This window comes from Butyrivibrio sp. WCE2006 (genome assembly GCF_000701985.1).
In the GTDB taxonomy this organism is placed as follows: domain Bacteria; phylum Bacillota; class Clostridia; order Lachnospirales; family Lachnospiraceae; genus Butyrivibrio.
The window spans coordinates 17,503-41,341 of record NZ_JNKH01000021.1; the positions used below are offsets into that span (position 1 = coordinate 17,503).

The 23,839-nt window shown below is 40.0% G+C and carries 18 protein-coding genes; 15 read left to right on the plus strand and 3 right to left on the minus strand.

Features of this window, described 5'->3' with window-relative positions:
- The first annotated feature begins 3 nt into the window (after positions 1 to 3).
- From T501_RS12855 to T501_RS12890, 8 genes are all read left to right on the plus strand, one after another.
- The gene (locus tag T501_RS12855; RefSeq protein ID WP_044915220.1) at positions 4 to 3,072 is read left to right on the plus strand and encodes a beta-galactosidase, LacZ type; all 3,069 of its coding nucleotides are present in this window, start codon (positions 4 to 6) and stop codon (positions 3,070 to 3,072) included.
- A gap of 326 nt (positions 3,073 to 3,398) precedes the next feature.
- A complete protein-coding gene (locus T501_RS12860) occupies positions 3,399 to 6,173 on the plus strand; it encodes an FAD-dependent oxidoreductase (protein WP_044915254.1) in 2,775 nt (924 codons plus the stop codon).
- 211 nt (positions 6,174 to 6,384) lie between these two features.
- Positions 6,385 to 7,128 (plus strand): Stp1/IreP family PP2C-type Ser/Thr phosphatase, encoded by a 744-nt coding sequence (locus T501_RS12865; protein WP_026509747.1) that lies wholly within the window; start codon positions 6,385 to 6,387, stop codon positions 7,126 to 7,128.
- Positions 7,125 to 9,134 (plus strand): Stk1 family PASTA domain-containing Ser/Thr kinase, encoded by a 2,010-nt coding sequence (pknB, locus tag T501_RS12870; protein WP_044915221.1) that lies wholly within the window; start codon positions 7,125 to 7,127, stop codon positions 9,132 to 9,134. The genes T501_RS12865 and pknB overlap by 4 nt, the downstream gene beginning before the upstream one ends.
- Positions 9,135 to 9,150: 16 nt before the next feature.
- A complete protein-coding gene (rsgA, locus tag T501_RS12875) occupies positions 9,151 to 10,053 on the plus strand; it encodes a ribosome small subunit-dependent GTPase A (protein ID WP_044915223.1) in 903 nt (300 codons plus the stop codon).
- A gap of 144 nt (positions 10,054 to 10,197) precedes the next feature.
- Positions 10,198 to 11,106, plus strand: a complete 909-nt coding sequence (locus tag T501_RS12880) for an aldose 1-epimerase family protein (RefSeq protein ID WP_044915224.1) — start codon at positions 10,198 to 10,200, stop codon at positions 11,104 to 11,106.
- Positions 11,107 to 11,198: 92 nt separating this feature from the next.
- The gene (locus T501_RS12885) at positions 11,199 to 11,669 is read left to right on the plus strand and encodes a hypothetical protein (RefSeq protein ID WP_044915225.1); all 471 of its coding nucleotides are present in this window, start codon (positions 11,199 to 11,201) and stop codon (positions 11,667 to 11,669) included.
- Positions 11,670 to 11,771: 102 nt separating this feature from the next.
- Positions 11,772 to 11,990 (plus strand): hypothetical protein, encoded by a 219-nt coding sequence (locus T501_RS12890; RefSeq protein WP_026509752.1) that lies wholly within the window; start codon positions 11,772 to 11,774, stop codon positions 11,988 to 11,990.
- A gap of 149 nt (positions 11,991 to 12,139) precedes the next feature.
- Here the strand turns inward: T501_RS12890 and T501_RS12895 are convergent, their stop codons facing one another.
- On the minus strand, positions 12,140 to 13,057 hold the full coding sequence (locus T501_RS12895; protein ID WP_044915227.1) for a LysR family transcriptional regulator: 918 nt from the start codon (positions 13,055 to 13,057) through the stop codon (positions 12,140 to 12,142).
- Positions 13,058 to 13,284: 227 nt separating this feature from the next.
- On the opposite strand from T501_RS12895, the gene T501_RS12900 reads away from it, so the two are divergent.
- The 6 genes from T501_RS12900 to T501_RS12925 all read left to right on the plus strand — a co-directional run bounded on the left by T501_RS12900 (position 13,285) and on the right by T501_RS12925 (position 21,213).
- A complete protein-coding gene (locus T501_RS12900; RefSeq protein WP_044915228.1) occupies positions 13,285 to 13,734 on the plus strand; it encodes an Hsp20/alpha crystallin family protein in 450 nt (149 codons plus the stop codon).
- Positions 13,735 to 14,067: 333 nt separating this feature from the next.
- A complete protein-coding gene (locus tag T501_RS12905; protein WP_044915230.1) occupies positions 14,068 to 14,625 on the plus strand; it encodes an ECF-type riboflavin transporter substrate-binding protein in 558 nt (185 codons plus the stop codon).
- A 7-nt stretch (positions 14,626 to 14,632) separates the two neighbouring features.
- Positions 14,633 to 16,381 carry an ABC transporter ATP-binding protein gene (locus tag T501_RS12910; RefSeq protein WP_044915232.1) on the plus strand — a complete coding sequence of 583 codons (1,749 nt, stop codon included), beginning with the start codon at positions 14,633 to 14,635 and terminating at the stop codon, positions 16,379 to 16,381.
- Positions 16,374 to 17,201, plus strand: coding sequence for an energy-coupling factor transporter transmembrane component T family protein (locus tag T501_RS12915; RefSeq protein WP_044915234.1), 828 nt, complete (start codon positions 16,374 to 16,376; stop codon positions 17,199 to 17,201). The genes T501_RS12910 and T501_RS12915 overlap by 8 nt, the downstream gene beginning before the upstream one ends.
- 155 nt (positions 17,202 to 17,356) lie before the next feature.
- Positions 17,357 to 19,861, plus strand: a complete 2,505-nt coding sequence (locus T501_RS20335; protein ID WP_081843155.1) for a GGDEF domain-containing phosphodiesterase — start codon at positions 17,357 to 17,359, stop codon at positions 19,859 to 19,861.
- 140 nt (positions 19,862 to 20,001) lie between these two features.
- Complete coding sequence (locus T501_RS12925) at positions 20,002 to 21,213, plus strand: ion transporter (RefSeq protein ID WP_044915236.1); 1,212 nt, start codon at positions 20,002 to 20,004, stop codon at positions 21,211 to 21,213.
- 28 nt (positions 21,214 to 21,241) lie between these two features.
- On the opposite strand, the gene T501_RS12930 is transcribed toward T501_RS12925, so the two are convergent.
- A complete protein-coding gene (locus T501_RS12930; protein WP_044915238.1) occupies positions 21,242 to 21,934 on the minus strand; it encodes an anaerobic ribonucleoside-triphosphate reductase activating protein in 693 nt (230 codons plus the stop codon).
- Positions 21,931 to 22,536 carry an ECF transporter S component gene (locus tag T501_RS12935; RefSeq protein WP_026509758.1) on the minus strand — a complete coding sequence of 202 codons (606 nt, stop codon included), beginning with the start codon at positions 22,534 to 22,536 and terminating at the stop codon, positions 21,931 to 21,933. The genes T501_RS12930 and T501_RS12935 overlap by 4 nt, the downstream gene beginning before the upstream one ends.
- A gap of 200 nt (positions 22,537 to 22,736) precedes the next feature.
- Here T501_RS12935 and pdxR point away from each other — a divergent pair, with 200 nt between their 5' ends.
- Positions 22,737 to 23,834 carry a MocR-like pyridoxine biosynthesis transcription factor PdxR gene (gene pdxR, locus T501_RS12940; RefSeq protein ID WP_044915240.1) on the plus strand — a complete coding sequence of 366 codons (1,098 nt, stop codon included), beginning with the start codon at positions 22,737 to 22,739 and terminating at the stop codon, positions 23,832 to 23,834.
- Positions 23,835 to 23,839: the final 5 nt, after the last annotated feature.

Here is a 23,839-nt window from a genome sequence, read left to right on the forward strand (position 1 = left end):
ATTATGAGCGAGTTTAATTATGAAATAGTTAAGGACCCTGAGATTTTTCAGGAAAACAGGCTACCTGCCCATTCTGATCATGTGGCATATAAGTCAATCGCAGAGCTTTTGACAGGTAAAACAAGTTACAGGCTTTGCCTGGACGGGGTATGGCATTTTCATTATTCAAAAAATGTAAAGGATGCACCCGTAGAGTTCTGGAAAAATGAATATGACACATCTGGATGGGACAGGATAAATGTTCCTGCACATATTCAGATGGAGGGCTATGATAAGCCTCAATATGTAAATGTGCAGTATCCCTGGGATGGTTCAGAAGATATACGACCGGGCGATATTCCAGAAAAATTCAACCCGGTTGCTGATTATGTAAAACTGTTTACACTCCCAAAAGATTTTAAGGGAGAGAAAGTCTGCATTTCTTTCCAGGGTGTTGAGAGCGGCTTTGCTCTTTGGCTCAATGGAAAATACATAGGTTATAGTGAGGATTCATTTGATCCTTCCGAATTTGATCTTACTGATGCACTTGTTAAGGGTGAGAATAAGCTTGCTGTGAGAGTATTTAAATGGACCTCAAGCAGCTGGTGTGAGGACCAGGATTTCTTTAGATTTTCAGGAATTTTCCGAAGTGTCTACTTATATGCTGTGCCAAAGGTTCATGTCACCGACCTTAAAATAGAAACAGGGCTTTCAGATGATTTCAAGGATGCCACACTCCTCATTAGCGCTGCTACATCCGGTGCTGGAATGATGGAGCTGAAGCTCCTGTACAAGGGTGAAAAGGTTCTTGAAGGTAAAATACCGCTTTCATCAAATGGTCTGACCACTGGAAAGTGTGACTTTGAAAAAATACATTTATGGAGTGCGGAAGAACCAAATCTTTACGAGCTGTATCTTACTATTACAGACTCCATGGGAGTCGTACACGAGGTTATACGTCAACATGTTGGACTTCGCAAGTTTGAGATGAAGGACGGCCTGATGCTTCTTAATGGAAAGCGCATCGTGTTTAAGGGCGTAAACCGCCATGAATTCAGCCATGTTAATGGCCGCGTTCCCAGCAGAGAAGAATTAGTTCAGGATATTGTCACAATGAAGAGGAACAATATCAACGCCATCAGAACAAGTCACTATCCTGATGATTCTGCGATCTATGAACTCTGCGACATTTATGGTATTTACATGATTGCTGAAAATAATCTGGAAACCCACGGTACTTGGGAGGCTTTTGAAAGAGGCATTGAAACTGAGGATTATGTTGTTCCCAAGGATAAGGAAGAATGGAAGGCAATGATGCTGGACAGAGTGGATTCCTGTTATCACAGAAACAAGAATCATCCATCAATCCTTATCTGGTCTATAGGAAATGAAGCCTTTGGCGGCGCTGTTCCCTATGCCATGAGCAAACGTTTCAAGGAACATGACAAGACAAGACTTGTTCATTATGAAGGAATATGTCACGACAGAAGATACAATGACACTTCTGATATGGAGAGCCAGATGTATCCTCCGGTTGCAGCTATCAAAGAATTTTTGAAGAAGGAAAAGGATAAGCCTTTTATTTGTTGCGAGTACACCCATGCCATGGGTAATTCCTGCGGAGGCATGCATCTTTACACAGATCTTACCGACACAGAGCCTAGATATCAGGGCGGATTTATCTGGGATTACATTGATCAGAGTATTTTGAAAAAAGACAGATATGGCAAGTACTTTGAGGCATATGGCGGAGATTTTGGCGACAGACCCACAGATTACAATTTCAGCGGAAATGGTATTGCATACGGTGACAGAACTGAATCACCCAAAATGCAGGAGGTTAAATTTAATTATCAGAACATCTCTGTAATTTTTGAAAAGAACAAGTTCAAAGTTGTAAACAAGAACCTTTTTGTAAATACAGACGAGTTTGATGCTACATTAACACTTTTGGCAAATGGCGTTAAAATCCATGAAATGAATTTTGAATGTGATGTAAAGCCTTTATCAAACAAAAACTTCAATATTCCAAATGAGATCACTGAAGTAATGATGGAATATGAATCCGGCTTTTCATTACAGTCAGGAAGCCTTGAGTTTGTGTTTATAGTATCGTTTGCACTAAAAGAAAATACTCTCTGGGCTAAGGCAGGACATGAGATAGCCTTCGGACAGACGGTTCTTAAAAAGACCACGAAGCCTTTTAAATGCAGTGACAAACTTCGCATTGTTCGCGGAAAAAACAATATCGGAATATATGGTGATGAGTTTTCAGCCCTGTTTACATATGGATCTCCGGGACTTGCATCCTATGTTTATGCCGGAAGAGAGATGATAGAAAAGGCACCTGTGCCTAACTTCTGGAGAGCGCCAAACGATAATGACTGCGGAAGCATGATGCAGCAAAGATATGCTCAGTGGAAGATTGCAAGCTTATATGCATCAATGAGGGGAAAGCCTGATGAAATGATGAGATTTGCAAATATCACAGAGGGGAAGAACAGCATAACCATATCCTATAACTATTATCTTCCCACATCTCCTGAGTCAGATTGTGCCGTAAGCTATGAGGTATTTGGTGATGGCACTATAAAGACAGAGATGAGCTTTGATGCAGTAAAAGGGCTCCCTGATATGCCTGAATTCGGTATGCTTTTCAAGCTAAATGCTGACTATGACAACGTGACCTGGTATGGCCTTGGACCGCAGGAAACCTATGAAGACAGAAAATGTGGCGGAAAGATAGGAATTTACAAAAACAAGGTTTCAGATAATATGGCAAAATATCTGGTGCCTCAGGAATGCGGAAACAAATGTGATGTTCGCTGGGCAGAAGTTACTGACCTTAAGGGGCGTGGGATGAAGTTCTTTGGAGATAATATTTCCTTTAGCGCACTGCCTTATACTCCTCATGAGATGGAAAATGCCATGCATGACTTTGAACTTCCTCGTGTGCACTATACGGTTGTGAGAGCTGCACTTGGTCAGATGGGAATAGCCGGTGATGACAGCTGGGGAGCAAGACCTCATCCGCAGTACAGACTTCCTGCAGGAAAGAATATGAAATTTGTATTTTTATTTAAGGGAATTTAAAATTTTTTTGGCTGAAAAAATCGCATGAAAATCGAACAAATTGGAAACGTCTTGGTTTTCTAAGGATATTACGACGTACATTTCGATTTTTATGGATGAAAATCTTTAATCTATAATATATAATTAGTATAGATGTGAATTTTAAAGGAATTCATATGGCTATTAATACATAAACCCCTCAGTTTGAGCAGAGCACTTGGTGAGGCATTTTCGAACCCGGTGGAGCTTTCACAGAGAGGTTTATGCTTATTAATGGAAAAATAGTTAAAAAGTATGGAGATTTATTTATGGCAAAAAGTATGAAAGAATGGAAAATTGGGGATCCAATGATCAACGAGAATGATTATTGGCAGGATCCAAATTATGTGGCGGAGGATCCTGAGAAGGAAAAGCTTGTATTACAGCTTGCAACATTGATCACAGACCGTTATGTGAAAAAACTCACAGGTAAGATCAATAACAAAGATCCGGAGTATTGGATGCTGGATGCTGTTTTGAACAAAGAACAGGTAAAGTTTTTGATCAATTTCAAAAAGACACGAGTTCCTTACAGCATTGAAGAACTGGCAAGCATGAATAACATGAGCGTTGAAGATGCGCAGAAGATGGTAGATCGCCTTGTCTGGATAGGTATAGTCGAGATGAATCGCGCTAAAACTCCTGATAAGCACAAGCAGTATGAGCTTCCTATTTTCGTTCCTGGTTCTGCTGAGTTTATGATGATGCAGGAGAAACTCACAGATGAGTTTCCTCAGCTTGCAACATTCTTTAACCTGATGACTCAGCTTCCGCTGGCAGGTATTACTCAGATGGTGCCTCCGGGAGGCGCAGGTATCGGAATGCATGTTATTCCGGTTGAGAAGGCTATAAGTATTGAGAATAAGTCTGTTCCCGTTGAACATCTTTCACGCTGGATAGATATGTATGATAAGTTTGGTATTTCAGAATGCTCCTGCAGAAAGCAGCAGACCATGCGAGGCGAAGGTAGTGGTCAGATTCGCGGTGAATACTGCATCGGAATGGGTGATATGGCTGAATACATGGACAGCCGCGGAATAGGACATTATGTCAGCAAGGAAGAAGTCTACGAAATCCTTGAGAGAGCTGAGCGTCATGGCTATGTTCACCAGATAACCAATATAGATGGTGAAGGAAAAATTGTTGCTATTTGTAACTGTGCACCCGGTGTCTGCAATGCACTAAGAACATCTCAGTTGTATAACACACCCAACATGTCAGCATCAGCATATCGTGCGCATGTAGAAAAGGATAAATGTGTTGCCTGCGGAAAATGTGTTGAGGTATGTCCTGTTGGAGCAGCAAAGCTTGGACAGAAGCTTTGCAAGAAGGACGGCTCAGAGGTTAAATATCCCAAGACAGAGCTTCCCGATGGTAAGAAATGGGGACCTGAAAAGTGGAATTACAATTTCAGAGATGATGCCAAGATTAACTGCTACGATTCAGGAACAGCACCTTGTAAGACAGCCTGCCCTGTTCATCTTTCTGTTCAGGGTTATATCAAGATGGCAGCTGAGGGCAGATACGAAGATGCATTAAAGCTTATAAAGCAGGATAATCCGCTTCCTATGATCTGCGGTGCAGTCTGCAACAGAAGATGTGAGGACGCCTGCACAAGAGGTACCATCGACCAGCCCCTTGCTATTGATGAGATCAAGAAATTTATAGCTTCGCTTGATCTTAAGAAGGAGAACAGATATGTTCCTCTTTGTGAAAAGCATGATGGCGGAATGTGGTCAGATGACTATAAGATGGCAATAATCGGTGGCGGTCCTGCAGGTCTGTCAGCAGCATATTTCCTCAGAATAGATGGATATCCCGTAACTGTTTTTGAAAAGGAAAGCCGTCCGGGTGGTATGCTTATGAACGGAATTCCCGGCTACAGGCTTGAGAAAGATGTCATTGAAGCTGAGATAGATGTAATGAAGCAGATGGGCATTGAGTTCAAGTGTGGCGTAGAAGTCGGAAAAGATGTGACCATCGAGGAACTCAGAAAGCAGGGCTACAAAGCATTTTTCATAGCAATCGGATGTCAGGGCGGACGACTTGCAGGAGTTCCGGGTGAGGATGCAAAAGGCGTTCAGACCGGTATTGATTTCCTTAGAAAAGTTAACCTTGATCACAGTGTGAAGTTGAATGGAGAAACAGTCGTTGTGGGCGGCGGTAATGTTGCAATAGATGTAGCCCGCACTGCTGTAAGAGCCGGAGCTTCAAAGGTAACAATGCTTTGTCTTGAGAGTGCAGAAGAAATGCCTGCTGCAAAGGATGAAGTAGAAGAAGCAAAAGAAGAAGGAATTGAAGTAAAGAACGGCTGGGGACCTAAAGAGATACTTACTGAAAACGGCAAGGTTACCGGTATAGTATTTAAAAAGTGCACCTCTGTTAAGGATAAGGATGGAAGATTCAATCCCAAGTATGATGAAAATGAAACTATTACAATAAGTTGTGAGAATGTTTTACTTTCAATCGGACAGTCAATTATATGGGGAGATCTTCTTAAAGGAACTCAGGTTAAGTTAAGACCTAATGGTGGTATTATTGCTGATTCTCTTACTCTTCAGACTGCAGAACCTGATATCTTTGCAGGTGGAGATGTATTTACAGGTCCCAGATTTGCCATCGATGCTATAGCAGGCGGACGTGAGGCATGCGTTTCCATGAACAGATTTGTACATCCCGGAAATCGTCTTGATCTTGCAAGAGACAGAAGAGAGTTCATTGAACTTGATAAGGATGACATCAGAATTGAGAGCTTCGACAATGCACCTCGTCAGATACCCGGTAAGAAAGCAGGTATAGCTAAGGAAACCTATGATGATCTTAGACTTACTCTTACAGAAGAACAGGTGAAGATCGAGGCAAACAGATGCCTTGGATGCGGAGCAACTACCGTTGATGAAAACAGATGTATCGGTTGCGGACTCTGCACTACAAAGTGTGAGTTTGACGCTATCCATCTTAGCCGTGATATACCTGAAGCAAGTACCATGGTAAGATCAGAGGACAAGCTTAAGAAAGTTGGTCCATATGCGGCTAAACGTGCAGGCAAAATACTTATTAACCGTGTGACCGGTAAGAAATAAATTTCAGAAAGTAATAATTATTACAATTACTTTAGAAATAAGGGCTGTGCCAGGATGTGAAATTTTCCAGTGCACAAGCCCTGTTTCATTGCATGGCTATTATTGTCAAAAGCCACATTTTGTGGTATATTTTTAAATTGGCAAAGGTTCATTTTGAACGATATTATGAAGAACAATTTGCCAAAATAAAATTATTAATTCGGAGGCATCCTTGCTTAAGACATTTTCAATAACTGACATAGGTCAGAAACGAAAACTGAATCAGGATTACGTTTTTTCCTCCGAGAGACGGATCGGGAATCTGTCAAATGTATTTATTGTAGCTGATGGAATGGGCGGTCATAATGCCGGAGACTATGCATCAAAGTTTACTGTTAATACAATGGTCGAGGAGATTGAGAGATCCTTTGAACAGAATCCGGTGCGTATTCTCGAAAATGCAATCAAGATCGCTAATCAGAAGCTAAGAGCGAAAGCTGCTGAGGATGAGCATCTATATGGCATGGGAACAACAGTTGTTGCAGCAACCGTTATGGGGCGTTATTTACAGGTTGCTAATGTGGGGGACAGCAGACTGTATGTCATAGGAGATGATATTCGTCAGATAACCCGTGATCATTCACTGGTGCAGGAGATGGTGCGCGCAGGCGGACTTGATCCTGAAGAGGCACGCACTCATAAAGAGAAAAATATCATTACACGTGCTATAGGCGCTGATGATACAGTTGATGTGGATTTCTTCAATGTTGAGCTCGAAAAGGGGGATATCGTGCTCATGTGTTCCGACGGGCTTACCAATATGCTCGAGGATCAGGAGATTCGCATGATCGTCAGTGGTCAACGGGATATTATAGAGAAGGCACAGAAGTTAGTGGATATGGCAAACCAGCATGGCGGTAAGGACAATATCGCTGTTATCCTGATTGAGCCTTTTGCTGACGGAGGAGCTGAATGATTAAGATTGGAATGATGATCGGTGACCGATACGAGATTCTTGAGAAGATCGGAACCGGTGGTATGTCTGATGTTTATAGGGCAAAAGATCATAAACTGAATCGTCCTGTTGCGGTCAAGGTACTAAAACAGGAATTTTCAGAGAATGATAATTTTGTATCCAAATTCCGTGTTGAAGCCCAGGCGGCTGCCGGTCTTATGCACCCCAACATCGTGAATGTGTATGATGTAGGTGATGAGAATGGTATCCATTATATTGTAATGGAACTCGTAGATGGTATTACTCTAAAGAGATATATAGAGAAAAAATCGAGACTTTCCGTTAAGGAAGCAGTAAGTATTGCTATTCAGGTTGCTATGGGACTTGAGGCTGCCCATAATAACCATATTATCCATCGTGATATCAAGCCTCAGAACATTATTATTTCTAAAGAAGGAAAAGTTAAGGTTACTGATTTCGGAATAGCGAAGGCAGCAACCAGTAATACTATTACTTCTAATGTCATGGGTTCCGTTCATTATACTTCACCTGAACAGGCCAGAGGCGGATACTCAGATGCCAAGAGTGATGTATATTCACTTGGTATCACACTATTCGAGATGCTTACAGGACGTCTTCCTTTCAATGGAGATACGACTGTTGCCATTGCTATAAAGCATATTCAGGAGGAGCTTCCTTCACCGGCGGAGTTTAGTGATGAGATTCCGATAAGTGTTGAGAAGATTGTAATGAAGTGCTGCCAGAAGAGTCCTGACAGAAGATATCAGAGCGCTGCAGAGCTTATTACTGATCTGAAGAGATCACTTATAACGCCTGATGAAGACTTCGTTAATCTGGTAGATCCGGATGAAGAGAGTGCTACAAGAGTTGCGACAGATGCAGAGGCTAAAAGCATCAGTAATATGACTGATACTGAGCAGATGAGACTGAATGCCGATGTTATACGAGAGTATGAGAATCATAAGAGACACGATCAGGATTACGGCAGACATCGTGATGAATATGATGATGAAGAGGATGATTATGATGGACGAGGTTTTGGGGACAGTGCCAGAATTGAGAGACTGACCATTGCACTTGCCATAATAGGAGCAGTTCTTGTCGGTGTCATAGTGATCATACTTGTGGGAAGGAGCCTTGGAATCTTAGGTGAACCCACTGAGGCTGAGATACAGACAGAGAGTATTACAGGTGAGACATTTCTTTCAGATGGAATTCAGGTGCCTGATGTCACCGGACTTTCATATGTAGAGGCTGTCACAACACTTAAAGATAAAAACTTTAAATTTGAAAAAGTTGAGGACGACGAGAGTTCACTTGCTAAGAACACAGTCGTTTCACAGGAACCTGATGCCGGACAGTATGCAGAAAGCGGTTCAACAGTTAAGATAACTGTCAGCACAGGAAAGGGATCTGAGCAAAGTACAAAACCTTCCACTGAAGCTTCCAGTGCAGATTCATCCAGCGTAGCCTCAACACAGGAAGAGCCTAAGGATTCTAAGGTTGCAGTTCCTAATCTGGTGGGACTTACGATTGACGAAGCTGTGGCAACTCTTTCAGAGGTCGGACTTGTTCAGGGCAGAGTAGTTGATGTTAATAATGACAGCTACGGTGTTGATGTTGTTACTGCACAGAGCCAGCCTGTAGGAACAAAGGTTGAGCCGGGAACATCCATTGATATGGAAAAATCGATTGGACCTACCAGTGTATCTTATAGTTTTTCAGGAGATATCACAGCTCCCACTGAAGGACAGAATTACACTGATGGACTTTCTGTTCACGTATCTTTTGTAACAGCTGATGGTACTTCACTTCTTGATACAACAACGGCTTCATTTCCTATCACAGGGGTTATCCGTACAGGACTTACATCTGCAACAGGTGTGATAACATTCACCTACACAGCAACAAGTCCTGCTACAACTGATGAGTACGGTAACGTGATTGAAGGTCGTACTGAGGAATATACAGTGACCAGAGCAGTTACTTTTACACAGAGCAACTGATTTAAGTAGGAGTACTATGAAGGGAAGGATTGTTAAGGGAATTGCCGGTTTTTACTATGTAAACACAGGAAGCATACGTGTTTATGAATGTAAAGCAAAGGGCATTTTTAGAAAAGACAATATAAAACCACTCGTTGGTGATTATGTAGATATTGAGATCATTGATGAGGATGCCGGAACAGGTAATATTACTAAGATATTACCCCGGCGAAATGAGCTTATAAGACCGCCGGTCGCGAATGTCGATCAGGCGGTTGTTCTGTTTGCTATAGTAAAGCCGGATCCGAATTACAATGTGCTTGATAAGTTCCTGATTCAGATGAGAAGGAATGGCCTGCCTGTAATCATCTGCTTTAACAAGCAGGACATAGCTTCAAAAGAAGAGCAGCAGGAGCTGATGGATGCTTATGAAAAATGCGGTTATGAAGTCATTTTCATAAGTGTTCATGAGGGTGCAGGGATAGACAGACTATGTGAAAAGCTCAAGGGGAAGACGTCAGTGGTTGCAGGCCCCAGTGGAGTTGGAAAATCATCGCTTCTAAACAGGCTTCATCCTGAGGCAGCCATGGAGACCGGAGAGCTAAGTAAAAAAATCTCCCGTGGACGCAATACAACAAGGCACTCTGAGATGTTTTTTATACCTGCTTTGTCAGATGAGGAGAGTTCAACCTACATCTTTGATACTCCGGGATTTACCTCACTTTCACTAAAGGATATAACTGCGGAGGAATTACCACTGTATTATCCTGAGTTTGAGCCCTACGAGCCTTTTTGCAGATTTGGAGGATGCAGCCACATTGCAGAACCTGATTGCGGAGTGAAAAAGGCTTTGGAGGACGGAGAGATTTCAAAGGTAAGATACGATAATTACAAGATTATTTATGAAGAACTGAAAAATATGAAGCCGTTTTATCGGTGATTAGGCAGATTGTTTGATATTAGCTTAGCCTGATGTGAACAGAGAGGCTAATGAAGTGGAATCTATTGTTTCTGATATTGTGCATGTTCCATAGCTTAATGTGACATATTTGATTTAGAAATAGAATGGTTGGAGGAAGTTTGAATGAGAATTAAATTGGATAATGGTGTCATAAGTGCAGAAATAGATACTCATGGTGCTGAACTTAAAAGTGCAAAAATAGCTGAGAGAGAGTTTATGTGGTGCGGTGATGCCAAATTTTGGGGACGTACATCACCGGTTCTTTTCCCGTTTGTCGGCGCTGTTGCTGATGGTAAATACCGTCACGCCGGGAAGACATATGAAATGGGACAGCATGGTTTTGCAAGAGATATGGAGTTTACCTGTATAGAGAGTACTCCGGACAAGGCAGTTTTTGAACTGAAATCAGATGACGTTACGGTTACAAAATACCCTTTTGATTTCGAACTTCAGATTTCATACGTTTTGAATGCGAACACAATAAAAGTCGGCTGGCTTGTAAAGAATACAGGTAATGAGACTATGCCGTTTGCAATAGGTGCGCATCCTGCATTTAACTGTGAACTAAACGAAGATGGAACACTTAAAGGAAATTACATTGTTCTCGGAGATGGTGAGCAGAAATCTGCCTCCAATGATATAAGCTATTCTGGAAAGGCTCTGAAAGTAAGAAAATTCCACGATCCTCTGGCAGCTAATGAATTTTATGAGCTTACTCCTGACAACGGCAGGATAGCAGTTGATGAGCATACATTTGACGGTGGTGCAATTATACTTGAGGACAACCAGGTATCAAGTGTTGGAATAGCTTCTTCAGAAGGAAAGTGCTTTGTTAAGCTTGATTTTGAAGCACCGGTTCTTGGCATATGGTCACCTGTAGGAAAAAATGCTCCTTTTATCTGCCTTGAACCATGGTATGGAAGAGCAGATGCAGAAGGCTTTAACGGAGAACTGGCAGAAAGAGAGTATGAGCAGAAGCTTTCTGAAGGTCAGAATTTTGAAGCCGGATATCTTATTACATTGAATAAATAATAAGATAATGTAAAGTCAATTATGAAAACAGTAAACTGTCCTAAGAGATCCACATCAAGCAGTACTCCTTAGGATCATGGAAGGAATATATAATGAGTCCTGATAATAGTTCTGAAATTACAAATATTTCACATGAGCAAATAACTGCGCTTACAGACAGCGCCATTGAAATGTGTGCCAAGATGGCAAATATTGAAATCAGCCCTACCGGCAATGATTCGCTGAACAAGCTTGATAATGTTATTGATCAGATCAAATCATTACGAAAGAAAAATCTCGTAACTGAGGAAATAGCAAGGAACATTGCTGCTCCTTTTGGAATTCTTGCAGGAGAGATTATGCTTAATAACAAGCTTAAGGATGCAGGTTTTTCATGGGTTACAACTAATAACTCCACTAAGTCTGAAGGACTATCATCAATAATTCTTAGCGATAAAGCAGGAATAAACACTATAGATACCATATCTATGGTCTATAAAACGCTTCTGGACGATAATGAATCCAAATCCTCTCTTAATCAGTTTTTTGAAGCATTCTCACTTGTGCTGAGTATGACTTCCTGATTTGATTTACCTTTAGATTTTTACGAAATAGACACATTTTAATAACATTTTTTCGGTATTATTTTTATTGGTATTTCAAAAAACTGTAAGAAAGGAAGGCGTATGAGAATACTTGAATCAAAAATTGCAGAATATGTTGGGAATTACACAAGAAGGCATGGTTATCCACCTACCGTTGAAGAGCTTATCAGAGCTTTTAGTATACCCACTGTAATGTGTATGATGTTTTATATTTTAAATCTTTACAGAATAGGAATGATAAGAAATTCTCTTTTTTTCGGAACGGGGAACCTTAGGCTGATACCGATGAAAGTAAGATAAACTTTGCTGTTAATTAAATAGTGATGTATATGAGCTTTACACTATAACAGGATAATTTCTTCAGTTAAGGAAGCTCTATTATAAAAGCCCACAATTTCCGGTCATAGAAGTTGTGGGCTTTATTCACGAAATAACATCTTATCGTCTATTTACGCATCCTGAGGATTACTTTGTGCAAAGATTTCCAGTTTTTCTACAAATTTTTCACCCATTTCACTGAGCTTCACGCCTTTTCGTAAAATGTATCCGAAGGTGAGATTCTCTTCCTCTTTTAATTTAATATGAGTAAGATCAGAAGAATTGAGACTATCACCAAGCATTGCGGCTCCGACAGCATAGCCATTGAGTCCAAGCATAAGTTCAATTGATGTGGCTCTTTCGTTGGTGCTTATTATCTTTTTGTAATCATAGGTTGCAAGAGCCTCTTCTCTATAATAAAAAGATGTATTATCGCCCTGATCAAATACCATGCAGGGGTAATCCTGAAGCTCCTCTAATGATAGTTCGTCCCTGCCTGCGAGAGGATGATCTTTTCTCAAGTACACATAAGTATTTCTGGTGAAAAGCTCATGAAACTCCAAAGAAGCATCAGCAAATATCTTTTTAAAAGTGTTTTTATTAAAATCACTGAGCGCTATTACACCTATTTCACTTTTCAGATTTTTGACATCTTCAATTACTTCGCTTGTCTGAGTTTCTTTAATGGAGAACTGATACTCATCAAGGTCATATTCTTTAACAGTTTCAATAAATGCATTAACAGCAATAGTATAATGCTGCATGGAAACAGAAAATGTAGGCTTATCATTCCTGGTATTAAGATATTTCTCTTCAACCTTTTCAAACTGTTCCACAGCATTTCTGGCATATGCAATAAATGATGCTCCAGCTGATGTTGTCACAACTCCGTTGTGGACTCTCTCGAAGATCTGTATTCCAAGTTCTTTTTCCAGATCTCTTATGGCGCTTGAAAGACCGGGTTGAGATACATAAAGCCTGTCAGCAGCCTTTCTCATGGAACACTCTTCATCAATGGCAATAACATATTTAAGTTGTAAAATAGTCATCTTGAAACCCCTTCTATTTTTTATATTCAATAATATAGCACAAAATGCATTCCGTAAGAAAAAATGATTCATAAAAATAATTAGCACTCACTTGACAAGAGTGCTAACAAGTGTTATAACAGTTATAGAACAAGGGAACAGAAATAAAGGGAGCAATAAAATAGAATGGACTCCGGTTCCGATGCTCAACGTTTATAAATTCTTTTATATATAAGGAGGTAACTATTATGTTGATGCCTAGTATTTTTGATGAGAAGTTGTTTGATAACTGGTTTGATTTCCCGATGTTTGGAGATTTTGATAACACCGAGAGGAAGCTCTACGGAAGACACGCTGACAGACTGATGAAGACAGATGTTCATGAGAATGATGATCATTATGAAGTTGATATTGATCTTCCGGGCTTTAAGAAGGAAGAGATTTCACTGGAACTTGATAACGGATACCTTACAGTGAGCGCAGCTAAGGGACTTGATAAGGATGAGACAGATCACAGAGGCAAGCTTATCAGACAGGAGCGCTACAGTGGCTCAATGCAGAGAAGCTTCTATGTAGGTGAGAACCTTACGGAAGAAGATATCAAGGCTACATTCAGACATGGTGTTCTTAGTCTTAATGTTCCTAAGAAAGAACAGGCTAAGGTTCCTGAGAAGAAGATGATCATGATTGAAGGCTAATGTAAAATCTTCCGGAGCAAAATAACCAAAGAAGAAAGAAATAACTTCTTTAGCAAATAAGCTAAAGAAGAATAAAATCTTCCTTAGCAAAATAACTAACGGATAACAGAATATCTTCGAGATTTGATGGCTTAAAGATAATTAGATCCCCTTAAAGTATTTCCGAGTCTGATATAAGGAATACACTTTAAGGGGATATTTATTTGAGTAAAAAATCAGTGTGCTGTCTACAAAATAATAAGTATCAAATTGTCCAAATTACTTTATTGCGTACATTTTACTTTTAAAATTATTATTGTATAATTAATTAAAATGTTTTTGAGGAGGATTGGAATGAATAAAAAATTTGGAATTAAAGAAGTTGTAGCAGTTGGTATAGGAACTGCTATTTTTGTGGCATTAACTGCTGTACAGATACCGTTGTTTTTGATACCTAACACATATCTCCAGCCCAGAATGGCAATACTTGCATTCTTTGCCGCAGCTTTTGGACCTATTGTTGGGGGTGTGATCGGAGTTCTGGGACATGCTCTTGGAGATGCCATATTTTATGGCTCAGTATGGTGGAGCTGGGTTATTCCTGAAGCAGTTGTTGGTGCTGCAATTGGATTTTTTGCTAAGCAGTACGCTGTTAAGGAAGGGAATTTCATATCAACAACCAATGTACTGATTTTTAATGGGGTGCAGACAGCAGCCAATGCTATAGCATGGATCGGAATTGCACCTGCTCTTGATATTCTTATTTATGCAGAGCCTACAAATAAAGTATTTATTCAGGGTGCATTTGCATTTGTCGGTAATATCATTATCATCGCAATTCTTGGAACAATCCTTATATCTGCATATTCAAAGATTTCAGGAAAATCATCAGGACTAAAATTGGAGGATTAACAGTTTCGTGAGTGAGCCTATTATTGAGTTTGAGCATTTTTCTTTTAAGTACAAAGCTCAACAATTTCCAACACTTAATGATATTAATCTGAAGATTTACCCCGGAGAAAAAATTCTGATTGTAGGACAGTCAGGTTCCGGGAAATCAACTCTGGCTAATTGCCTTAATGCACTGATTCCATGTTCATATTCAGGTGAGGTTAATGGAACACTCCGAGTTTGTGGGAAAAATCCCGGCAAGCTCGGAGTGTTTGGCATGTCACAGATTGTAGGAACAGTACTGCAGGACACAGATGGTCAGTTCATTGCACTTACGGTTGCTGAAGATATTGCATTTGCTTTGGAAAATGACGATGTACCGCAGGATGAGATGGTACAGAGAGTGGCAAAAATATCGGAAAAGCTTGAACTTACAGATTTACTGGATTACGCACCCGGAGCTATGTCAGGAGGGCAGAAGCAGAAGGTTTCAATTGGCGGAGTTATGGTGAGCGATGTTAAGATCCTTTTGTTTGATGAACCGCTGGCGAATCTGGATCCTGCCACCGGCAAGAGCGCCATTAAGCTGATAGATGATATATCAAAAAATGATGATGTCACAATTGTGATCATTGAACACAGACTTGAAGATGCACTTTACAGGGATGTTGACAGGATTATTCTGATGGGCAATGGAACGATAGTTGCAGACATGAGACCTGACGACCTTCTTTGCAGCAATCTACTTTCTGATAACGGAATCAGAGAACCGCTCTACATATCTGCGATTAAGGCTTCAGGAGCAAAAATACAGCCTTCGTCCAATCCGAGAAATATCGAGATTATGGACTTAGAGCCGTACAAAGAAGACATAAAAAAATGGTTTTATTCCGTTAAGCCTTCGGTAAAGCAGTATTCAGAGGATGTCATTTTAGAGGTAAAGAATCTCTGTTTCAGATATGACAAGAAAAGAGATATTCTGAATAATGTCAGTTTTAAATTAAGACGGGGAGAGATGGTTGCTCTGGTTGGAAAAAACGGAGCGGGGAAAACCACGCTTTCTTCGCTTATCTGCGGATTTTTAAAACCGGTTTCCGGTGATATATATTTTCGTGGACAGGATATTTCCGGTCTTTCCATAAAGGAGAGAGGGGACAGGATAGGGATTGTGATGCAAAGCCCGAATCAGATGATCAGTAAGCCTATGATATCTGAGGAAGTCGGACTTGGTCTCAAGGTCAGGGAAGTGCCTGATGACGAGATTGAAAAGAGAGTAAATGAAACTCTTAAAATATGCGGTTTATATCAGCAGCGAAACTGGCCTGTGTCAGCTCTTTCTTTTGGCCAGAAAAAACGACTTACAATAGCATCAATTCTTGTGATGAATCCGGAACTAATCATCCTTGATGAGCCCACTGCAGGGCAGGATTTTGCACATTATACGGAGATAATGGAGTTTTTGAAAGAGCTTCGGGATAAGACGAATATTACCATACTGATGATTACCCATGACATGCATCTTATGCTCGAATACACAGACAGAACGCTGGTTTTGACAAACGGTAATCTGATAAAAGATGCACCTCCGTTTGATATTCTTACTGATGAGAACACCTGTGAAGCTGCATATCTGAAAAAGACATCTCTTTACGATCTTGCCGTAAGATGTGGTATAGAAAACCCGCCTGAATTTGCAGCCAGATTTATCGATGATGAAAACAGGCACAGGAGAGCATCCGACCGGAGTAAGTCAGAGCAAGGAGGCAAAAATGGCTAAGGTTTTGTCCTATGAAAAACAGGATACATTTATTCATGAACTTAGCGGACTGACCAAACTGATAGTATTTCTCCTTTGGTGTTTTACAAGTGCGCTTACCTATGATACCAGAGTACTGGCAGCGATGCTGGTTATAGGTGCGGTGATATATTATATATCCGGAACCAAATGGGAACAGGTCTCGAAAGTTTTTTATGCAATCATGTTTTTCATGATCATCAACATGCTGGGAATATTTATATTTGCACCCTTTGAAGGTTGTAAAATCTATGGTACGAGAACAGACCTTTTTGCTATATTCGGGAATTACATTGTTACGAAAGAACAGCTTTTCTATGAACTTAACGTCACAATGAAGTATTTCACGGTAATACCTGGAGCTTTCATTTTCCTTACTACCACTGATCCCAGTGAGCTCGCGGCATCCTTAAACGGCATCGGAGTTCCCTACACTTTAGCTTATGCAGTTGAGATTGCCCTTAGATATATTCCTGATGTGCAGGATGATTTTCATAAAATAAAAAATGCTCAGGAAGCAAGAGGAATAGAGATGAGCAAAAAGGGAAATCTCATTTCCAGGATCACCAATACAGCCGTAATAATATTTCCGCTTCTTTTTTCATCCATGGAGAGAATTGACATAGTAAGTAATGCCATGGAACTTAGGGGCTTTGGCAAAAAGAAGAAACGCAGCTGGTATTCAAGAAAAAAGCTGACCGTGAGAGATTATGTAGTGCTGTTTTTTGCTGTGATTCTCAGTGCTGCGGCGCTTATACTCACATATCACGATGGGAACAGGTTCTATAATCCGTTTGTTTGAAAAATACGATATTTTTAAACATAAAATTATTATCAATAAATTTATAGAAAATTTATGTATTCTTTAATATAAATACAGATACATAAGTCTTAATTCATAAACATCGATTCTTATAGTGGTAGAATTATTAATATCATTATGAGGTCGGTGTTTTTATGACGAAACAGAGTACACTACAAAAAGTACGTTTGGTATTCATTTTGATAAGTGTCCTGAGTCTCTTGGTAGCCGTCTGGTATCTTCGGCAGTTTGTGACAAAGGATAGTACTCTCTCGATGGGTAGCCCTATTTACAAAGGTGAGGTGCAGCATCGAGTTCTTTTGTTGACTTCTTATAATTCCCAGTATTATACATTTGAACCCCAGGTTGAAGGGCTTAGAGAAATCTTTGAACCAAATGGCATCGAATTTGATGTAATGTTCATGGATGCTAAAAAGCACGGCTCTTCAAAAGATATCGAAACATTTCACAATTATTTTGTTGAAAGAGTAAATATTCAGAGAGACTACGATGGTGTGCTGCTGGCAGATGATGAGGCAGTGAAATTTGCGATGCAATATCACGAGGATATTTTTCATGATATCCCCATTGTTTTCTTTGGTGTAAATAATATGACTCTCGCGCAGATGGCCGTTGAGAGATACGAAATGTATGGCTTTTTTGAAAATGATTATCTTGTTGATACCATAGAACTTGCCATTAAGCTCATGCCTGATAAGAAAGTATATTATGGAATTCATGATAATTCTCCGGCAGGTCTGGCAGACAGGGTGCTTTATAACAGAGTAAAAAATAACCATCCTGAATATGAATTCAAAGAGATAAATATCGCCACAATACCTTTTGAAGATCTGGATACAGAAATTCAAAAAATACCATCAGATGCAGTTTTGATTTTTATGACCTGCTTCACTGATTCTGTTAAGGTTGTCCATTCCACAAATGAGATGACCAACATAATAATAAATAATACGGATATTCCGATAATGCGTAATTTTTCCAGTGGTTTTAGTGATGGTGTGCTGGGCAGTATTGGTATAGATTTTACAATTCAGTGCAAAATGGCAGCAAAATATATGACTGACCTACTGAGCGGAAAAAGCATAAAGAATGATAAGCTGGTGGTTGATACTCCGCATTTTTCCGAATTTGATTATCTGATGCTGCAAAAATATGATATCGATGAGAAAAAGCTTCCCAATGATGCAGTCATATTCAACAGACCACTGACTTTCGTTGATATGTATGGAAATTTATTCCCTACACTCGGACTTATCTTTCTTTCTATGGTTTCACTTCTGGGTGCTGTATACACTACGGTACTTATAGGTAAAGAAACCAATAATGAACTAAGGGAATCCAAGGATGAGCTGATCAAATCCCAGGAAAAGCTAAAGTATCAGGCAGAACATGATGACTTTTTGGATATTCTGAACAGGCGAAGTGCTGTAGATTATCTGCGCGAGAATTTCACCATAAAACATGTATATTCAGTTCTGATGATAGATATAGATAATTTTAAGGATGTAAATGAGACCTACGGACATCAGCTTGCGGATGAAATATTGAAATATCTGGCACTGGAACTTGAACACATGGCGGATGCCAGGAACTGGATGATCGCCAGATACGGAGGCGACGAGTTCCTGCTGATGGTGCCAAATGAACAGCTTGATGAAAACTCAAATTCAATAGAAGAGATATTAAATATGTTCAGGACACCGATTCCTGTTGGAGATGAAACCATCATTCTGTCCTGCAGTATCGGAATCTCTGTGTCTGACGGTGCGACTTTGCCCGATCAGCATATCATGAACGCAGAGATCGCCATGTATGAAGCAAAGGTCAGAGGACGAAATAAAGCCTTCAAATATGCAGATGAGTTAAAGAAAAAAGTTCGTGAAGAAAACAAGATCAAGGCAAAGATTCTTGATGCTTTCGATAATGATGGATTCTACATGGTATATCAGCCTCAGATTGATGCAAAAACCAAGCAGGTAACAGGCTACGAAGCTCTTGTAAGAATAAAGGCAGAAGGGCTTTATCCCAATGTGTTTATACCGATTCTTGAGACCAGCGGATGGATTGGAAGACTTGGAAGAGTTACGACCGAACTGGTAATAAAACAGCTTGCAACCTGGCGTGATGAGGGCAAAAAACTGCATCCTGTTTCCATAAATTTTTCAAGTAACCAGATAGGTGATACAGGTTACGTGGACTTTATTAAGGGCCTTCTTTCGAGTTATAATATTTCTGGAGAGTTTGTTGAAATAGAAATAACTGAAGGACTTTTCCTTGAGCGCACAGACCAGGCAGAGAGACTGTTTGAGCAATTTAATGAGCTTGGAATCAAGCTTCTAATGGATGATTTTGGAACCGGCTATTCCTCCCTTGGCTATCTTACATATATCCCTGTTGATTATGTAAAACTCGATAAATCCCTGGTTGATGGTTACTTAGAGGATGGAAAGGATTCTTTCATAAAGGATGTCATCCAGCTTGTACATGACATCGACAAGAAGGTAATCGTTGAAGGCGTAGAGGAGAAGTGGCAGTATGAAAAGCTGAGAGCATTTAGCGCTGATATTATTCAGGGATATTATTTCAGCAAACCACTTATGCCCGGTGATGCGATAGAATTCAGAGCCGATGATAAATAAAAATATCAGAATTCTGGTACCTTGAGGGAATGTGATATTCGGGCAGATAAATAGTTCCTGCAGAAATTTGATAATAAGTTGGATTGTTAAATTTTATGGGGAAATGATTAATGCAGGAGATCTAAATAGGGGAGAGTGCTGTGGAAAAAAATAGAGGGTTTAATGAGTTCAGGAGTAAACTTTTCAGAATTATATCTGTGGGATATCTCGGAGATTTTCCGAGTGTAGTCTATGACGTTATAGGATCAGCTGCTCTGGTATTAAATCTTGTCGCAGCGGTCCTTTCTACATTTGATGACGTACAATCTGTATGCGGCAGTGTTCTTGAACAGGTGGAATACTGGACCGTTCTGTTTTTTGCCATCGATTATATTTTAAGGGCAATATGCGCTAAGTGCATGTACCCTGATAAATCTGAATTTAAGGCATTTATCGCCTATTTCTTTTCACTGCTTGGAATAATTGATCTTTTAAGCTTCTTACCATACTATTTGCCGTTTTTCTTTCCGGCTGGAGCCACGGCCTTTAGAATGTTCAGAGTGGCCAGAGTTCTGAGGCTTTTCAGAATAAATGCTTACTATGATTCCTTAAATGTAATAACTGAGATCATTAAAAATAAAGCGCAGCAGCTTTTATCTTCGGTATTTATCATAGCTGTAATGATGCTTGCATCAAGCCTGTGCATGTACTCCCTTGAGCATGAGGCTCAGCCTGATGTGTTTGAAAATGCATTTTCAGGAATATGGTGGGCTGCATCAACACTTCTGACAGTAGGTTATGGAGACATTTACCCTGTGACTATTATGGGAAAAGTCTTTGGAATTATACTTGCTTTTCTGGGAGTTTTGATAGTAGCCATCCCTACAGGTATTATTTCCGCAGGTTTTGTGGAACAGTACACTAAGCTTAAGCACATGGGCGACTACTCAAAATCTATCGACATGCATTTTATAAAGATTCAGCTAAGCACTAAAGATAAGTGGGTAAACAAGAAAGTAAGAGAAGTGGAGATGCCACACGGAGCGCTGATAGCAATGATCCAACGACAGGGAAATACTATCATTCCAAACGGAAATATAGTGTTTGAACCGGGGGACAAAGTAGTAATCGGAGCGCAGGCTTTAAAAAATGATACTCCCATGAATCTGAAGGAAGTCACACTTGGTCCCACTCACCCTTGGAATGATAAGTTTATAAAAGACCTGAATTTCCCAAGACAGACGATCCTGTTATCAATTAAACGCGGCTCCCGCACAATAGTTCCGAAGGGCGGTGTGAAATTAAAGCAGGGAGATACCATTGTGGTTATATCCAAATTCCACCTGCCGGAAGAAGACGAGATACAGGTTTGATGAAGTATTACCTGCGGGTCGCTTTCCATTACTCAATACCTCTTAATGATGAATTTGGTACATATTTCTTTACAATATCAAGGAATTCGGACATTTTATCTTTTGAAGGAGATGTAAGACTCTTATCAGGAACAGTATCTCTTTCAATGTACTGCTGAAGATAGTATGCTTTTGCACCCTCAATCCATCTTCCTATATCTTCAAAATCAGAAGCGGTGTGATATTCATGGATTACAGTAGTCCTGAATTCATAATAGAGTCCTGAATTCATAATAATATCTATACTTCTGGAGATGATATCGGTATTAAGAAATGACAAGCCGCAGGTCATAGCGTATTTATCCCGTGAATTCTTAATATCCATCGCAATATAATCTATAAGTTTTTCGCCTATCAGATTGTTAAGTATTTCCGGATGATATCCATTGGTATCAAGCTTAACCAGATATCCCAGGTCTTTGATTCCGGATAAAAGAGAGGGGAGTGAAGGATTTATGCAAGGCTCCCCACCTGTTACCACAATGCCATCAAGTAGACCTTTGCGTTTTTCTAAAAATGAAAAAAGCTCATCCTCATCCATTATTGGAGGGAGAGTTCCGTTTACGATTTCAAAATTGTGACAAAATGGACATTTAAAATCGCAACCGCCTAAAAAGACGGTTGCTGCTACTTTTGACGGATAGTCCAATAATGTCATTTTTTGTAAGCCATGTATTTTCATGATGCCTGATGAATCTCGTGTCTTGTTATTGACGGGAAAAGGTTAGCCTTAAACAGTGCAGGACGAAGTGCATTGTAAAGAACTATAGCAATAAGTGAATTGATTACTGCATTTATTATTGTTGCATAGGTTGTAACTGCTACAAGAGCGCTGATTGCGGAAGCTGCTTTCTCAGCATTGGGGGTAAGAATTGTGTACCACACATACTTAAGTGAGGGCTCAAACACACAGTTAAATCCAAGTCCTGCAATAGCTGCTATGATAGACCACTTGAGAACATATGCTTTTTTGTTATCATCAGAAATCTTTGCAATCTTGTGAGCAACAAGACCTACTACCAAACCTATTACCAGTTTGCAGATGAAAGTTCTTGGAGCGGAGGCTGCGTAGCCGGAGATGATATCAGCAAGGGATAAACCGATAGCTCCGGCAAGTCCGCCGTAAAGACCTCCTAAAAGTAAAGCGCCGAGTACCACAAATGCATTTCCTACATGAACCTTCGTGCCTGAAGCGTTTATAGCAGGAAATACCGCGTAACCTACATAGCAAAGTGCAGCCATAAGGCCTGCATACGAAATTCTTGTAATTCGATCGTTTCTCATAATCTCCTCCGTGACCAATATGAATTATTTTTCGTTGACTTATTGACTTAACATAATATATCATCAAACTGGTAATATTAAAAATATCAGATTTGGATTTTTTTATATAACCAGACATGGGCGAAATAAATATAAAGAAATATTATAAAGTCTATAGCAGAATAATAATAGATTTTACAAAAAGACGGGCAGGTGTGAAAATGGACACAAATAAGAGATATCTTAAGGTTTACGAGCAGGTACGAGAGGATATCATTAATGGTCGATATCCGGTTAATACCAAGCTTCCGTCAAAGAGAGTCATGTCAGAAGCCATGGGAGTCAGTGTTATCACAGTTGAGCATGCCTATGAGCTTTTGATTGAGGAAGGATACATAACGGCTAAGGAAAAAAGCGGATATTTTGTGACTTTTGATGACAAGGAAATCTATACAGGATTAAAAGAAAGAAAGCCTGCAGCTAATAAAAAGACAGAGGAAACCGGAGAGAAGGGGAATACTATAAAGCAGGTTGCTCCTGCTGCGGCGAAATTTTCATATTCAATATATGCCAAAACCGTTAGGCGTGTCCTTAGTGAATATGAAAACTACATAATGACAAAGTCTCCTAAAAACGGTACCTTTGAACTTCGAAATGCCATCGCTCATTATCTTAGCAGATCGAGACGACTGGAGGTTTCATCTGATCAGATAATTATCGGCGCGGGGGCTGAGTATTTGTATGGCCTTATCGTGCAGACTTTCGGACGGGACATCATCTATGGAATAGAGAATCCATCCTATCCTAAAATTCAGAAGGTTTACGAAGCAGGCGGCGCTAATATAGAAATGCTGAATTTGGGAAATGATGGAGTTGACAGCGATGAGCTTTGGAAAGGGAAAATGAAAGTCCTTCATATCAGTCCTTATAGAAGTTTCCCCAGCGGAGTAACTGCATCTGCCGCCAAGAAAAGAGAATACCTGAAATGGAGCAAAAAAAATGACGGTTATATTGTGGAGGATGACTTTGAATCAGAATTTACACCAAGCAGAAAACCTGAGGAAACAATTTATTCTCTCGATACCGAGGGACGTGTCATATATGTAAACACCTTCACCAGAACAATCGGAAGCTATGCCAGATGCGCATACATGGTTCTTCCTGATGAGCTGCTTGAACTTTTTAATGAAAAAACCGGATTCTATGAATGTCCTGTTCCGCCACTTGATCAGTATGTGATTGCGACACTGATTGAGAGCGGAGATTTTGAGCGGCACATAAACAAAGTACGGAGACAGAATAGAAATAAAAGTGTGTGATAATG